The sequence below is a fragment of the Thalassolituus hydrocarboniclasticus genome (assembly GCF_025345565.1).
Taxonomy (GTDB): domain Bacteria; phylum Pseudomonadota; class Gammaproteobacteria; order Pseudomonadales; family Oceanobacteraceae; genus Venatoribacter; species Venatoribacter hydrocarboniclasticus.
Map to the genome: position 1 here is coordinate 3,432,799 of NZ_CP054475.1, position 15,111 is coordinate 3,447,909.

Genomic DNA, 15,111 nt, shown 5'->3' on the forward strand with positions numbered 1-15,111 from the left:
CATCGGCAATATTTAAAATCCAGTAGTGCAGAACGATGGAGTCATCCTAATCAGCACCGATCCATAGCACAGGCAGTATCCAGCATACGGTTGGCAAAACCCCATTCATTATCAAACCACACCAGCAACTTCAGCAGCTGACCACCGCTGACGCGGGTCTGGGTGGCATCGACAACCCCTGAGCGCGGATCGTGATTAAAATCGATAGAAGCATGCGCATCATGGGTGATACCGATAATTCCCTTTAATGCACCGGTACTGGCTTCTGCCAGCAGTGCATTAACCGCATCCGTGGTGGTTGGCTGCTGTAATTGCAGGCTGATATCCAGTGCCGACACGTTAATGGTGGGCACGCGCACATGCAGGCTTTCGATTTTACCGGCGAGTTTCGGCATTAAACGCGCAATGCCCAGCGGCAATCCGGTATCGACCGGAATAATACTTTGCCCTGCGGCGCGGGTGCGGCGTAAATCGGAATGGTAGGCGTCGATTACCGGCTGATCGTTCATCGCCGAGTGAATGGTGGTGGTTACCCCGGCTTCGATGCCAAAGGCGTCATCCAGCAAAGTCAGAATCGGCAGCAGACAATTGGTTGAGCAGGAACCGTTGGAAACAATGTGCTGATCGTCACTCAGCGTGTGCTGATTAAGACCAAAAATAATGGTGTTATCCACCGCACTGTCGGCAGGGTTAGAGATCAACACTTTATGCGCGCCACCGGCCAGATGCTGCTCACACTCTTCGCGGGTTTTTATCTGGCCGCTGCATTCCAGCACCAGATCAATATTCAGCGCAGCCCAGTCGAGGGCGGCGGCATCCGCTTCGTGGCGGATACAGATACGGTCGCCATTCACACTCAGATGACGTTCATCCACCACCTCAACCTGCCCCGGAAAGCGCCCGTGGGTGCTGTCGTAGCGCAGCATGTAGCTGATGGTTTCAATATCGGCCAGCTCGTTAATGGCGACCACCTGCAACTGATCGCGATAGCCATTTTCATACAGAGCACGCAGAACACAGCGGCCGATACGGCCGAAACCATTGATAGCAATACGGGTGGTCATAAAATACCCGGCCTCCGGGCCAGTAAAACAAGACCGCTATTCTCGCGGATTTAACCGGTGCTGGCAAAGTACCTTCTGCGGCTGCTCTTTACAGGCGCCCAAATCAGCCGGGCTGCGGCCGCTCAGCTCGCTGGCAGTGAGAGTAAACCGGGCCGGCATCGCAGTATGGCGGGCGCAATGCTATATTGCCGCCTCGCCATCACAAGGTAGATCCATGACTCTGACCACCGCTCTGAGCTGCCCCCTGTGCTCTGATCAGGGTCCGCACCAGCAACTTCAGGGTGCAGATAAACGCCGTTATTTCAGCTGCGGCCAATGCTCACTGGCCTTTGCCGACCCACAGCAATGGCTGAGTGCGGATGACGAAAAAGCCTATTACGCCACCCATGAAAACAGCATTGAAGATGCCGGTTATGTGCAGTTTCTGCAGCACCTGCTGACCCCCCTGCTGCCATTATTAACACCGGGCATGCAGGCACTCGATTACGGCTGCGGGCCGGGGCCAACATTATCAAAACTGCTGGCGGCTGCAGGTATTGCCTGCGATAACTACGATCCGTTTTTCTTTCCTGCCCAGTTACGCAGTCAGTACGATGTTATTACCGCCACCGAATGCTTTGAACATTTTCATAATCCGCACGCCGAACTGAGCAGGCTGAGTGGCCTATTACGTGAAGGTGGTTATCTCGGTTTAATGACCAGCCGCTGGACAGATGCAGAATATTTTTCGCGCTGGCATTACACCCGCGACCCGACTCATGTGGTGTTTATGCAGGAAAAAACGCCGGACTGGATTGCCCGGCATTATGATCTGGAGATTGTCTGGCGCGACAGCCCGCGAGTGGTGATTTTCCGTAAAGTGGCTGCCAGACCCTGGATAAAAAATTTCAGGCAGAAACCATCTTAATCTGATGTTGTTTTAAATAATCTCTGGGCGACACACCATACTGCTGATGAAAACGGCGGGTAAAGTGGCTGGCATTCACATAGCCGACGTCATAGCAGACTTCGGTAACAGAACGGCCGCTCTGCAGTAATTCCCGCGCCCGTTCAAGGCGGCGCTGCTGGATATATTCCATCGGCCCGGTCCCCATCACATGCCGGAACTGCTGATAAAACTTACTGCGCGACATACAGGCGATACGGCACAGTTGCTCAATATCAACGGTTTCCGCCAGATGATCATCAATATAACGAACCGTTTCTGTCAGAGCATTTAAGGTCGGGTCATGGCGCGCGCAATTCAGTAAAAAATTACGCCCCTGCTGGCGCAGCATGCGGGTTAGTAATTCAGTAACGCCCAGGTTCAGTACCAGATCACGGTCATCATCGTTATGCACAAAACTGCCAACTATACGTTCCAGCAATTGTTGCGTTGCCTCGGTATGAAACAGATGCAGCACATGATCATCATGCGGGCGCCAGCTGCCCAGTTCTTTCGGTAACGGATTTTTCTGATTGAGCTGATCACAGACATCACGCAACCGCTCACGGCTGATACCCAGGGTTAAACAGCTGGTCGGGTTATCGAGAGTGGCCTCGGGGAAATCAATAGCAACGGTTTCACCTGGCGCCATGACAAAAGATTCATGGGGTAAAAAAGCCGAATTAAAATGATGTTTACCGTGCAGTACTTTTTTGCCGCTGATCATGCCGCAGTAGAGAATCTCTTCCGCATCGAGTCGGACTTTTTCTGCAGAGGCAAAAGTGTCGTAGATTGACAGCTCAGCGCCATGGCTGGCAAAGACCGTGCGGTTCTCCACCAGCTGCTGCGGGCCAGAACCACGAACAAGATTACGGCGGTTAAACGCCGCCTGAGCTGCCAGACCTGAATCGCGCATTCTGACCTCCTGTTACCGCTGACATTTGTGCGGTATCTCTTTGTTTTAATTATTTTTTATCTGCTTGTTATGCGGGCCTGCCGGCCATGCCTTATGTCTGTCGCTGACAACATTTACGGCTGAGACTGAGCAGCATGGACGCTCAGCACAGTGATTCAGACGCTCAGGCAAGTGGTTAATCATCAGATCACATAGCCTGAACTCACACAACCCGCTAAGCCCAGACAAAAGTCCAAGGCTTGCGTGTGAACAATAACAAGGAGAACGCCATGATTTATGCCAACCCCGGACAGACCGGCTCGGTCGTCAGCTTTAAAAGCCAGTATCAGAACTACATCGGTGGTGACTGGGTTAAACCGGTTAACGGCCGCTATATGGACAACATCAGCCCGGTCAATGGTCAGGTGTTCTGTCAGGTGCCACGTTCCGATGGCGCCGATATCGAACTGGCGCTGGATGCGGCCCACAATGCGGCAGCGGCCTGGGGCAAGACCTCCGCTACCGAACGCTCCAATATTCTGCTGCGCATTGCCGACCGTATGGAACAGAATCTGGAAATGCTGGCCGTAGCCGAAACCTGGGATAATGGCAAAGCGGTACGCGAAACTCTGGCCGCCGATATTCCGCTGGCGGTGGATCACTTCCGTTATTTCGCAGGCTGTCTGCGTGCGCAGGAAGGCACTATGGCCGAAATCGACGAAACCACCGTGGCTTACCATATTCATGAGCCACTCGGGGTTGTTGGTCAGATTATTCCGTGGAACTTCCCGCTGTTAATGGCCGCCTGGAAACTCGGTCCGGCACTGGCGGGCGGTAACTGTGTGATACTGAAACCAGCGGAGCAAACTCCGGCATCCATTCTGGTATTAATGGAACTGATCGGTGACCTGCTGCCACCCGGCGTACTGAATATTGTCAACGGCATCGGCGAAGAAGCCGGTCAGGCGCTGGCCACCAGCCAGCGTATTGCCAAAATTGCCTTTACCGGCTCCACTCCGGTGGGCCAGCATATTCTGAAATGCGCCGCCGATTTATTAATTCCAAGCACCGTTGAATTAGGTGGAAAATCACCGAATATTTATTTCTCCGATGTGATGCAGCACGAAGATGAATACCTGAGTAAATGTGTTGAGGGTATGACGCTGGCCTTCTTTAATCAGGGTGAAGTCTGCACCTGTCCGTCACGTGCATTGATTCAGGAGAGTATTTACAACGATCTGATCGAAATGGTCGTGGCCCGTGCCGGAAAAATTATCCGTGGCAATCCGCTGGATACCGACACCCAGGTTGGTGCTCAGGCCTCGGAAGAACAGTACGAACGCATTATGAATTATATTGCCATTGGTAAAACCGAAGGCGCCAAAGTGCTGCTCGGCGGTAATGCCGAAGCGTTGAACGGCGACCTCAGCAAAGGCTATTACATTCAGCCAACCATGCTGTACGGCAAAAATGATATGCGTATTTTCCAGGAAGAAATTTTCGGCCCGGTAATCAGTGTGACTACCTTTAAAGACGAAGCCGAAGCACTGGCCATCGCCAACGATACCGAGTTTGGTTTGGGTGCCGGTGTCTGGACGCGTGATATGAATCTGGCTTACCGCATGGGCCGTAATATTCAGGCCGGCCGGGTCTGGACCAACTGCTACCATGCCTATCCGGCGCATGCTGCCTTCGGTGGTTATAAAAAATCCGGTATCGGCCGCGAAACCCACAAAAAAGCGCTGGAGCATTATCAGCAGACCAAAAACCTGCTGGTCAGCTACAGCACCAGCCCGCTGGGTTTCTTCTGATCTTACCTGCGGCCTGCGGGCCGCACCTCCACTCTCAATATACCGCTGGCTGATTATTTACAGCATTGCCCGCTTCCCAGCGGGCACTTTTTTATGTTGCGTTTAACCGGCGCGAACGTTCAGTGTGCTGTTTACTGATACCTATAAAAAATGCGGCCGAAGCCGCATCTTTATTCAGGATCACCCTTGCTACCAGGTTGTAATACGCTGATCCGGCGGCAAGTACAGAGCCGCATCCGGGCCTACATCAAACGCCTGATACCAGGCATCAAGATTCCGTACCGTACCATTGGCACGAAAACGCCCCGGACTGTGCGGATCGTTCAGCAACAGTTGGCGCTGATAATCTTCCGTGCGTTTAGAGCGCCACATCTGTGCCCAGGATAAAAAGAAACGCTGCTCCGCGCTGAAACCATCCAGTACAGGGGCTCCATCCGGGTAATGATCGCGAATATAGTTCTGCAAGGCATGATAGGCCACCGAGATACCCCCAAGGTCGGCGATATTTTCGCCCAAGGTCAGACGTCCGTTAATATGAGCGCCGGGGACCGGCTCAAAGGTTTCGTACTGAGCCACCAGCTGATCACCACGTTTTTTAAATTCTTTGGCAGATGCCTCACTCCACCAGTTACGCAGTCGTCCGGTGCCATCATACTGGCTTCCCTGATCATCAAAACCATGACTGGTTTCATGACCAATAACGGTAAGAATTGCACCAAAATTTACGGCAAAGTCGGCATTAGGATCGAAGAACGGTGGCTGCAGAATGGCCGCAAGAAAAACAATTTCATTCTGTGGCGGGCTATAATATGCATTAACCTGCTGTGGACTATAGGACCATTCCCACTCCCGGACCGGCTCATGTAACTTGGCCAGAGTGTCATTCATAAGCCAGCCATATAAGCGGTCGATATTACCGATCAGATCATCTTTTTTAAGCTCCAGCGCTGAGTAATCGTGCCAGCGGGTCGGATAACCGATTTCAGTTTTCAGCATGGATAATTTTTCCAATGCCTGTTTACGGGTCGCATCATCCATCCAGCCCGGCGCTTGCAGGCGCTCGCGGAATGCATTTTTCAGATAATTAACATACACCATCAATGACTGACGGTATTCAGCCGGAAAGTGACGCTTAACATATTCCTGTCCAACGACTTCTCCGAGATAACCATTAAGCAGAGCAATGGCATTCTGCTCCAGACTACGCTGCTCGGCTAAGCCCTGTAACTGCTTACCGTAAAAAGCAAAATGACGGTCGCGCCAGGGCTTTGCGAGATAATCGGCATAATTATCCAGCACATGAAAACTCATGTACGCCTGCAATACGTTAAAGTCTGTGGTTTGAAAGATGTTCGCAATTTTTTGTAGCGCTGAATCGGTATTAACGACAACTATCACGTCTTTATGCAGCGGTTCATTTGGTGCAACCATCAGGCTGTTCAGCATCGCCAACCAGTCAATTCCCGGAGCATATTCAGCCAGTTCGGCCAGCGACATATAGCGGGTCATCCGGACAGGATTCCGCATCTCGGAATTGCTCCACTGAGCATCAGCCAGTGCATGTTCAAACTGAACGATGTCGGCAACCAAAGCCTGCATCTCCGGCATATTTGCCATTTTAAATAAATCGGAAATGTAATCCGCATATGCCTGTCGGTGAGCAGGATAAGGAGCTTCGTCGAGCAGATAATACTCCCGCGCCGGCATCCCAAGACCACCCTGACGTAAGGCCAGAATATAGCGTGACGGGTCGCGTGTATCGATCTGCACATTGAGATCAGCGATGGCGTTGTAGCCCGGCTGCTGCATCAGCGCTGCCAGTTCACCGCGCTGCGTCGCAGCGGCAATCGCCGCCAGTTTATCCTTAACCGGTTGCAGTCCCTGTTTTTCCAGTGTGTCCAGATCGGTATAGCTGGTATACAGCGCCGCAATCTGTTGTTGATTGGAGTTTTCAGGTTTTTCTGTAGCATCCGCAACGATTTCGCGGATATCCGTTTCGGCTTTCAGCGCCAGTTCGACAAAGGAATCCATCCGCGGAATACCAGCAGGAAATTCAGCTGTTTTCAGCCAGCCCTCGTTCACATAGCCATAAAAATCATCACCAGGTTTTATATCAGACGAAATATTCGCCGTTTGCACGCCCCAACTCCCCAATGCGGCCTTACCCGACAACTGGGGAATTGCCTGTAGTTCCTGAGCGGAGTTGTTATCGGTGCCGGTACTGCAACCGTTACTGAATAAAACCAGAGGTACTGCAGCACATAATGCGATTAGTCTGGTGGATGTACGCAGTAAACTTACCATCATAGTCATTAACCTTTCCCTGTTGTTGGGGGATATCCCGGAGAGTAAAAACCCCGGACCGGAACACATTAATAATGAATCAGAATGCCCAGCCAAGCTGAGCAAACCAGGCGTCTTCTAATTCGACGGTGCCGTTAAACGACGGATCACTCTGCCGGGTAATTTTAAATTCCCGCTCCGTAATTCTGCCCAGCTCAGCAGAAATAACCTGTTTATTGGCCAGTGGCCAGTCCAGCCCTGCAGACAGTTTCAGGCCGCTGACCGAAACATTTCCTGCTTCCGTATTGCCACCCAGATCACCCGCTTTCCAGGTCCATTGGGAACCCACGGGGACCAGACTCAGGCTGTAGGCTTTTTTCTGTTCGGTGGTGTATTTGTATTTTAACGATGGAAACATCAAGGTAACTTCGGTCTGTGCGGATGCTGTCCAGATAGCCCCGAGAACGGGGAACAGCTTGGTTTCCCCGAACTGATCGCCAAAACCACCACCCAGAACCCAACGCAGGTTACCTGATGGTTTGATATAAAACGCCTGACCTTCCAGCCGGGATTCAGCCTCTGACAGATCATCCGCTTCACCGTGAAGCCCGGGTGTCAGCGTCCAGGAAACGATACTTCCGGAATCCAGAACCTGAGAGCCGGATAACGGCAATTTGATTTTTACCAAATCCATATCCGGCAGTTGCGCTTCATCAAAATATAAATTGGTATCCTGAACCGCGATACCCAGCGACATTGAGCTGTGCTTATCGTCTGAGACATAAATTGCCCGGCTATATTCGACAACAAGATCATTTTTATCAATTTCGTTGCCCTGATCCGCTGCTGCGGTTTTTACATGCGAATAAGCGATCTTACCGGCAGCCAGCGCAGGGCTTGTGTACATGATACCGACTGACAGAACCGCCACTGCCACGCCATTCCGTAAGACAGATGCAGCGTAATTTTGCTGGTTTTTCATTCATTCACTCCCTGAGTAGAATTGATGCAACAGACGTTCGTTAACTGCCGCAGATTACTATCCGCTCCGTTATAGTGAGTATAATAATATTATTATTCAAATGAAGCTGTCGATTATAACCTGCCACACCAGAGTGAAAGTTATATAGCAGCCAGGGATAGATATCCTGTTTGCCCGAAATGTCGGGTCACCAGAAAGGTTATTTCACAATATGCGTCGCATATAATCCCATTATTTTTTTGCGACATTAGTGTTGTCAGGCCACTGTGCATAATCGGCCTGCGTAACCGACCGGCATAAACAGCCTGACAGAACAGCCACCGCTGAACGACCGATCCTGTAAAACGCGCCCACCCTGCGGCCGTTATGTATTCTGCCAGCTTTTTGCAACACTGCTTTCCCGCCCAGAGCACTGACCGTGCCACCGCTCTGTGGCACTCTGTGAGCCTTTCATTGCATTCATGGCGGGCCACATTATGACCTCACTGGCAGATATTCCTTTTTCGCTGCTGGAGCTGGCATCGGTGCCACAGGGTTTTACCGTGGCGCAGACGCTGGCCTCTATGCTCGATTATGCCCAACATGCCGACACGCTGGGCTTTAACCGTTTCTGGCTGGCCGAGCACCACAACATGGAAGGGGTCGCCAGCAGCGCCACCGCGGTGCTGATTGGTCAGGTCGCAGCACGTACGCAACGTCTCCGCGTCGGCTCTGGTGGCATCATGCTGCCCAATCACCCGCCGCTTATTGTCGCCGAACAGTTCGGCACACTGGATGCGCTGTACCCCGGCCGTATTGACCTTGGCCTTGGCCGTGCCCCCGGTACCGATCCACTCACCAGCCGGGCCTTGCGCCGTGACGATATGCGCGCCGAACACTTCCCGCAGGAAGTGGAAGAATTACAGACCCTGCTGGGAGCCGATGGCGCACACAAGCGCGTTAAAGCTTACCCCGGTGCCAACAGTGCGGTAGAAATCTGGCTGTTAGGCTCCAGTTTATTCAGCGCGCAATTGGCCGCTGAGCGTGGTCTGCCTTACGCCTTTGCCGGGCACTTTGCTCCGCGTCTGGCGCGCGAGGCGATTGCCCTTTACCGCCATCGTTTTCAGCCTTCGGCCATTCTGCAGAAACCACATGTCATTCTGTGCCTGCCACTCATCGCTGCCGCCAGTGACGATGAAGCGCGCTTTCTCGCCACCAGCAGTCAGCAGCGGATTATGGCGTTAATGCAGGGACAACCACTCTATCTGCCACCGCCAGTGGAAAGCATGGAAGGTATCTGGAATCCGCAGATTAAAGCTCAGGTCGATGCCTTTCTGGCACTGTCGGTTACAGGCGGCCCTGCCAGTATTAAGTCCAAGCTGCAGGCACTGGTCAGCCAGATACCCGCAGATGAGTTGATGTTCACCAACGATATTTTTGACCGGGAGAAACGTCTGCAGGCACTGCAGATTCTGATGGATGCAAAATCTTAAGGAGCTTAAGGACTGCGGCAAAATAACGGCTTAATCCGTATGCCTGTCATACAGGGCCGGGTTTAATCTGCTATAACTGATGCAGACCATAACACGTCATCAGGAGGCGGTATGTGCAAAGGATGGTTAATACTGACGTTGTTATTGCTGAGCGCCTGCGACAATTCTCCCACGGCCGGCAATCAGTTCTCTCCCCTGCCCCAGACCCGCGGCGAAGCTGAACAACTGCGCCAGCTGAGTTTAAACACAACCGCAGGCGAGCGGCGCTTAAGCGACTTTGATAATCAGCTTCTGCTGCTGTTTTTCGGTTTCAGCCATTGTCCGGATATTTGCCCCACCACGCTGATGAATGTCAGCAAAGCACTGCAGCAATTACCACCTGAAAGCGTGCAACTGGTACAACCTCTGTTTATTACCGTTGATCCGGAGCGCGATACCATTGATGTACTGCGCCCCTATACCCGCCACTTTCATGCCGCCATTCTTGGCGTTCAGCCTGATACCGAACAACTGCTGCAACTGACAAAATTTTTCGGGATTTATTACCGCAAAGTTGCACAGGAAGGAGCGCTGGAATACAGCATGGATCATTCTGCACAATTATTACTGAGCAGCAGTTATGGTCAGATACTGGGGGTTCTTGACCCACATATGCCAGCCGACGAGCTGGCACTGTGGATCAAAGGGGCGGTCGCCCGGCTGCAGGCGCAATAAACGATTAAACAATCATGCTATGCGCTCAGAAAACCGGCAGACAATGATCCAGCAATAACGCCGCAAAGCAGTACAGAATATAGCGGATCGAAAACCAGAACGCCTGAATCGGCGCCTGCGCCGAGGTGGCGCGCCATACCCGCCAGTTAATCTGCATAAAGCGGATATTTAACGGCACGATCAACAACAGATACACCAGCCCCGACATACCACTGACGTAAGGCATCAGCGTCATAACCACTGTCAGCCAGGCATACAGCCAGATCTGCAAACGGGTAAAACCTTCGCCATGGGTAATGGGCAACATGGGTACTCCGGCACGGCGGTATTCATCCTGTTTATGAATCGCCAGCGCCCAGAAATGCGGTGGCGTCCAGGCAAAAATAATCAGCACCAGCAGCAATGCATCGGCTTCCACACGATTGGTGATTGCCGTCCAGCCGAGTAACGGTGGCGCGGCTCCGGCCAGTCCGCCGATGGTAATATTCTGTGGCGTGGCGTGTTTTAAAAAGCGGGTATAAATCAGCGCATAACCCAGCAATGCGGCCGCGGTCAGCACTGAAGTCAGCGGATTCACCTCAAGCCATAACAGACTCAGTCCCAGCAGTGACAACAGGCTGGCATAAAGTGCTGCCTGCCAGGGCGGAATACGTCCCTGTGCCAGCGGACGTTTTGACGTGCGCAGCATTAAACGGTCAAGCCGCTGATCCAGCAAATGGTTAAAGGCCGCCGCTCCCATCGCTGCCATAGCGATACCCAGCGTGGCATATATCACCCGCCCGATATCCGGCAATACCGGTGTCGCCAGTACCATGCCGACCAAAGCACAGACCAGCATCACCAGCACCACCCGCGGTTTACCCAGCTCCCAGAAATCACGCCACTGCGGGCGGGCTGACTGCCGGCTGCTTTTTTCTGCTAATACCAGACTGCTCATATCACTTCCTCCGCCAGATGCCAGGTTTTCTGCCGTTGATTTACCGGCTCGCTTTGTCGTGGCCAGATCAGGGCGCAATACACCACGGCCAGCAGCAATAACGCCGCACCGGCGGTATGCAATAACGCCGGTGGAAATGGCAACGACCAGACCACCAGAATAATTCCCAGCCCCACCTGCAACAGATACAGACCGAGACAACAGAGAACCACACGCCTCTGCTCACTGCGCTGCGCCTGCCAGTACAGCACCAGCAAGGTCAGCCCCAACGCCAGCGCCACCAGCCGGTGTGTCCACTGGATCGCACTGCGCGCGCTGGCATGCAGCTGGCCATATAAATAATCAGGACCGATTGATTGAGTCAGGTGAAAGGCGCTGGAAAAATCCATTTCCGGCCACCACTGGCCATTACAGGTGGGGAAACCCATACAGCCAATGCCGGCATAATTACTTGAGGTCCAGCCACCCAGAGCAATCTGCAATACCAGTAACAACAGTGCCAGCCACAGCATCCGCGGCCTCCGCGCCGTCGGCACCTGCCTTCCTGCGCTGGACACTGCAGCAGCCTCAGGCTGATGCACCCGCCAGGCAATAAAACTGAGTAACAGCAGACAGCTGAAGCCCCCCAGCAGATGCAGGGTCACCACCTGGGGCCAGAGTTTCAGCGTTACCGTCCAGGCACCGAAAGCGCCCTGCACAATAACCAGAGCAAGCAGTAACGATGTCCAGCGCAGCAGACCCGGTGCCTGAGTGCGGGCGCGCCAGCTGAAGAACACCAGCAGTATGGCCATCAGCCCAAGGGATGCTGCCAGATAACGGTGAATCATCTCCATCCAGGCTTTTTCTGCTTCCAGCGGTGCGTGGGGTGCAAATTGCGCAGCGATATGAGCCTGCGGGACAACTAAGCGGCCATAGCAGCCCGGCCAGTCAGGACAGCCCAGACCCGCATCCAGTAAACGGGTGGCCGCGCCCAGCATCACCACCGTAAAAGCCATAAAGGCGGCCAGCAGTGCCAGCGTGCGCACTGTTTTCAGATTATTCATGGCGCTCCTCCGGCTGGAAATGGCTGTTATGCCCGGCGGATTGCAGCGCCAGAGTTTCCGCCTGCATGCTGCTGAGCGGATTGCGCCTGAACAGATAGCGCACGTCGCGCAGAATGTCTTTGATGCTGCTGTCAGCGCCATAAGCCAGCACGATATTGCCCTGCGGATCGGCCAGCCAGATATCCTGCGTCAGAGCGGCCGGAGCCTGCCAGACAAGACGCTGACCGCCGGGAGGTAAGGTATTTTCGCCAGCCGCGCTCTCCGCCGGTTCACTCTGCGGCTGTGTACCACTCAGCTGCCAGCGCTGCAGACGCGGAGCATCGCGTCCCAGCGTGCGGTGTAAGCGCCATAAACTGTCATCCAGATCACAGGGCTCAGAGGTGCAGCGATACAGCAAATGCCAGCGCCCATCCTGCAGCGCCGGGGCCGGAGTCAGCGCCCACTGACTCAGCGGCGGAATATCCGGTACCAGCTCACCATGCGCGACGCGTGCTTCAGGAATGCCAATCTGCCAGTACCACATCGCCAGTGCCGCCGGCACGGGAGCCATTAATAATCCCAGCAATAACAGTAATTTTACCCGGTTACTCACAGCCACCTCCTTTTTGCCTTCAGAGTGCAGACCCGCACCCGCTGAGCTTTCAGCTTTGGCCGGTAACGCCAGGCCAGAGCCAGTGCCGCCAGTGCCAGTAACAGCCATTGAGCGGCGTAACCCAGGTGCCGCTCCCGGCTGACGCCAAGCGGCTGCCACCAGCGACCACTGCTGCCGTTATCCAGATGCAGTACGCCGGGTTGTAAATCCAGTTGCGGCCAGACATCGGTACGCAGCTGCTGAATACGCTGACCATCATCGTTAGCCCCGAGTAATAAGCCGCGCCTTCCCTCCAGAGGCTGCCAGTACCCCTGCAGATGCTGCAGTGTCAAAGCGGTATCCGGCCAGGGTTGTGGTGCGCGGCTGCCCGCCGTTGCCACAAAACCACGATCCACCAGCCACCAGCGGCCATCGGTACTTTGCAGAGGAGTAATCAGCGCCAACCCGACCTGACCATTCAGCGTGCGGTTATCCAGCCAGCGGTTAAATTGCGGATAAAAAATACCCTGTAATTGCAGAGCCTGATTCATCTGCGGCAGGCTTTGCGGATTAACTTCAGCCACCCGCGGGGCAGTCTGCCATTGGCGTTTTTCTTCTGCCCGCTGCCATTGCCAGTTAGCCAGCCCCAGACCCATAGCCCCCAGCAATAACCAGCCGCCCCACCAGACAGAAATACGCCAGCGCTGTTTGCTGCGCGCGCGTTTATCTGCTGTGCTGAGTACTGTTGTTATCACAACCTGAGGAATCGCCATGCTTAAGCTCGCCATCCTGTTGTTATTTGCCACTATGCTGATCAGCCTGCTTGCCGCCGCCGGATTTCTGGTAAGTGACGGTTCACGTTCACAGCGGGTACTGACTTCGCTGACCTGGCGGGTCTGCATTGCGGTGGTGCTGTTAACCTTATTGTTCTACGGATTTTATTCCGGGCAATTACCCGACTGAGCGTCATGTTGCTGAGGCGATGCCTCAGACAACGTAGACAAAAATAAATAATCCCAGCCACACAACATCGACAAAGTGCCAGTACCAGCTGGCCGCCTCAAAACCAAAATGTGAGCGTGGCGAAAAATGGCCACGCCATAAACGCAGCAAAATAACCGTTAAAATACATGCCCCTAAAGTGACGTGCAGGCCATGAAAACCGGTAAGTAAAAAGAAGGTGCCGCCATACACTCCTGCCTGTAAGGTCAGACCCAGCTGGGTATAGGCTTCAACATATTCAATGCCCTGCACAACCAGAAACACAAAGCCCAGAATCAGGGTAAGCAGCAGCCATAGCTTGGTTTTGTTGCGCTGATCTTTTTTCAGAGCATGGTGAGCAATGGTCAGCGTGATACTGGAACTGACCAGCAGCAACGTATTCAGCAAGGGCAGGTGCCAGGGGTCGATCACTTCTGCCGGGCCGGTAAAGGCATCCGATGGTGTTTTTAACAGCGGCCAGCTGGCGCTGAAATCCGGCCATAACAGTGCACTGATACCTTTTTCACCTTCACCGTCCAGCCAGGGTAAAGCAAACACACGGATATAAAATAAAGCGCCGAAAAAGGCGGCAAAAAACATCACTTCGGAAAAAATAAACCAGGCCATTCCCATGCGGAAAGAACGGTCCATTTGCGCATCGTACAGGCCGCTGCGTGATTCATGAATGACATCGCGAAACCAGACAAACATCATCACCAGCACGCCTGCCATGCCCGCCAGAAAAAGACCAAAGCCATGGCCAAAGCTGAGGCTGGATGCTGCGCCTATAACCACAAAAGCCAGCACGACCACCATCAGAATCGGCCATTTACTGCTGGCCGGTACGTAGTAGGAACCACTCATTGCAACCTCCCGGTCCTGATTTCAGGGGCCTGTTTGCGGATACAGGGTATAGGCCAGCGTCAGCCGGTGCAGATCTTCGGGTAAATCCGAGCGGATCTGAAAGACCACCGGCACCTCCAGACTTTCTCCGGCAGCCAGCTGCTGGTCGTTAAAACAAAAACATTCCAACTTTAAAAAATAATTTGAGGCCTCTGCCGGGCTGAGGCTGGGCACTGCCCGTGCACGCCCGGTTGTATTACCCAGATTCTGCATACGGAACCACATCTGATGAATCTCTCCCGGATGTACTGCCTTATGGCCCAGCGTTGCAGAAAAATGCCAATCCATTCCCGCGGCAGTGCGGGTAATCACCTGCACCTCAATATTGCGTTGCTGGTCGATACCCGTGGATTGCAATACCTGAGCAGAATTAACGCCTTTGCCATTAATGCCCGTCAGTTCGCAGAACACATCGTAAAGTGGCACCAGTGCGATGGTAAAAGCCACGCTGCCTGCCAGCATCAGCAACAGCCACCACAGGGTTCGGCGTATACCCTGCTGCTGACGATTTAAAGGCAGGCTGCTCATGC

General features: G+C 53.5%; 15 protein-coding genes. 5 read left to right on the plus strand and 10 right to left on the minus strand.

Annotation, left to right across the window (positions count from 1 at the left end; all coding sequences use genetic code 11):
- Positions 1 to 50 precede the first annotated feature (50 nt).
- The gene (locus tag HUF19_RS15335; RefSeq protein WP_260997434.1) at positions 51 to 1,064 is read right to left on the minus strand and encodes a type I glyceraldehyde-3-phosphate dehydrogenase; all 1,014 of its coding nucleotides are present in this window, start codon (positions 1,062 to 1,064) and stop codon (positions 51 to 53) included.
- Between the two features lie 214 nt (positions 1,065 to 1,278).
- On the opposite strand from HUF19_RS15335, the gene HUF19_RS15340 reads away from it, so the two are divergent.
- A complete protein-coding gene (locus tag HUF19_RS15340; RefSeq protein ID WP_260997435.1) occupies positions 1,279 to 1,971 on the plus strand; it encodes a class I SAM-dependent methyltransferase in 693 nt (230 codons plus the stop codon).
- Here the strand turns inward: HUF19_RS15340 and HUF19_RS15345 are convergent.
- A complete protein-coding gene (locus HUF19_RS15345; protein ID WP_260997436.1) occupies positions 1,952 to 2,905 on the minus strand; it encodes an AraC family transcriptional regulator in 954 nt (317 codons plus the stop codon). The genes HUF19_RS15340 and HUF19_RS15345 overlap by 20 nt on opposite strands.
- Positions 2,906 to 3,174: 269 nt before the next feature.
- On the opposite strand from HUF19_RS15345, the gene exaC reads away from it, so the two are divergent.
- Positions 3,175 to 4,695 carry an acetaldehyde dehydrogenase ExaC gene (exaC, locus tag HUF19_RS15350; protein WP_260999516.1) on the plus strand — a complete coding sequence of 507 codons (1,521 nt, stop codon included), beginning with the start codon at positions 3,175 to 3,177 and terminating at the stop codon, positions 4,693 to 4,695.
- A gap of 189 nt (positions 4,696 to 4,884) precedes the next feature.
- On the opposite strand, the gene HUF19_RS15355 is transcribed toward exaC, so the two are convergent.
- Positions 4,885 to 7,008: a M13 family metallopeptidase gene (locus HUF19_RS15355; RefSeq protein WP_260997437.1), complete on the minus strand. Its 2,124-nt coding sequence runs from the start codon at positions 7,006 to 7,008 to the stop codon at positions 4,885 to 4,887.
- Between the two features lie 70 nt (positions 7,009 to 7,078).
- Positions 7,079 to 7,960: a hypothetical protein gene (locus HUF19_RS15360; protein WP_260997438.1), complete on the minus strand. Its 882-nt coding sequence runs from the start codon at positions 7,958 to 7,960 to the stop codon at positions 7,079 to 7,081.
- A 476-nt stretch (positions 7,961 to 8,436) separates the two neighbouring features.
- On the opposite strand from HUF19_RS15360, the gene HUF19_RS15365 reads away from it, so the two are divergent.
- Positions 8,437 to 9,432, plus strand: a complete 996-nt coding sequence (locus tag HUF19_RS15365; protein WP_260997439.1) for an LLM class flavin-dependent oxidoreductase — start codon at positions 8,437 to 8,439, stop codon at positions 9,430 to 9,432.
- A gap of 111 nt (positions 9,433 to 9,543) precedes the next feature.
- A complete protein-coding gene (locus HUF19_RS15370) occupies positions 9,544 to 10,146 on the plus strand; it encodes an SCO family protein (RefSeq protein ID WP_260997440.1) in 603 nt (200 codons plus the stop codon).
- A 25-nt stretch (positions 10,147 to 10,171) separates the two neighbouring features.
- On the opposite strand, the gene HUF19_RS15375 is transcribed toward HUF19_RS15370, so the two are convergent.
- From HUF19_RS15375 to HUF19_RS15390, 4 genes are read right to left on the minus strand one after another with little or no spacing between them, the layout of a single operon-like run.
- Entirely contained in the window at positions 10,172 to 11,083 is a 912-nt protein-coding gene (locus HUF19_RS15375; protein WP_260997441.1) for a heme o synthase, read from the minus strand.
- Positions 11,080 to 12,126, minus strand: coding sequence for a COX15/CtaA family protein (locus HUF19_RS15380; protein WP_260997442.1), 1,047 nt, complete (start codon positions 12,124 to 12,126; stop codon positions 11,080 to 11,082). The genes HUF19_RS15375 and HUF19_RS15380 overlap by 4 nt, the downstream gene beginning before the upstream one ends.
- Positions 12,119 to 12,718 carry a redox-active disulfide-containing membrane protein gene (locus HUF19_RS15385; RefSeq protein WP_260997443.1) on the minus strand — a complete coding sequence of 200 codons (600 nt, stop codon included), beginning with the start codon at positions 12,716 to 12,718 and terminating at the stop codon, positions 12,119 to 12,121. Before HUF19_RS15385 ends, HUF19_RS15380 begins: the two co-directional genes overlap by 8 nt.
- A complete protein-coding gene (locus HUF19_RS15390) occupies positions 12,715 to 13,470 on the minus strand; it encodes an SURF1 family protein (RefSeq protein ID WP_260997444.1) in 756 nt (251 codons plus the stop codon). The genes HUF19_RS15385 and HUF19_RS15390 overlap by 4 nt, the downstream gene beginning before the upstream one ends.
- Here HUF19_RS15390 and HUF19_RS15395 point away from each other — a divergent pair.
- Positions 13,469 to 13,660 carry a DUF2909 domain-containing protein gene (locus HUF19_RS15395; RefSeq protein ID WP_260997445.1) on the plus strand — a complete coding sequence of 64 codons (192 nt, stop codon included), beginning with the start codon at positions 13,469 to 13,471 and terminating at the stop codon, positions 13,658 to 13,660. The genes HUF19_RS15390 and HUF19_RS15395 overlap by 2 nt on opposite strands.
- 24 nt (positions 13,661 to 13,684) lie before the next feature.
- Here the strand turns inward: HUF19_RS15395 and HUF19_RS15400 are convergent, their stop codons facing one another.
- Positions 13,685 to 14,542, minus strand: coding sequence for a cytochrome c oxidase subunit 3 (locus HUF19_RS15400; RefSeq protein ID WP_260997446.1), 858 nt, complete (start codon positions 14,540 to 14,542; stop codon positions 13,685 to 13,687).
- Positions 14,543 to 14,563: 21 nt separating this feature from the next.
- Positions 14,564 to 15,109, minus strand: coding sequence for a cytochrome c oxidase assembly protein (locus HUF19_RS15405; RefSeq protein ID WP_260997447.1), 546 nt, complete (start codon positions 15,107 to 15,109; stop codon positions 14,564 to 14,566).
- Positions 15,110 to 15,111 lie beyond the last annotated feature (2 nt).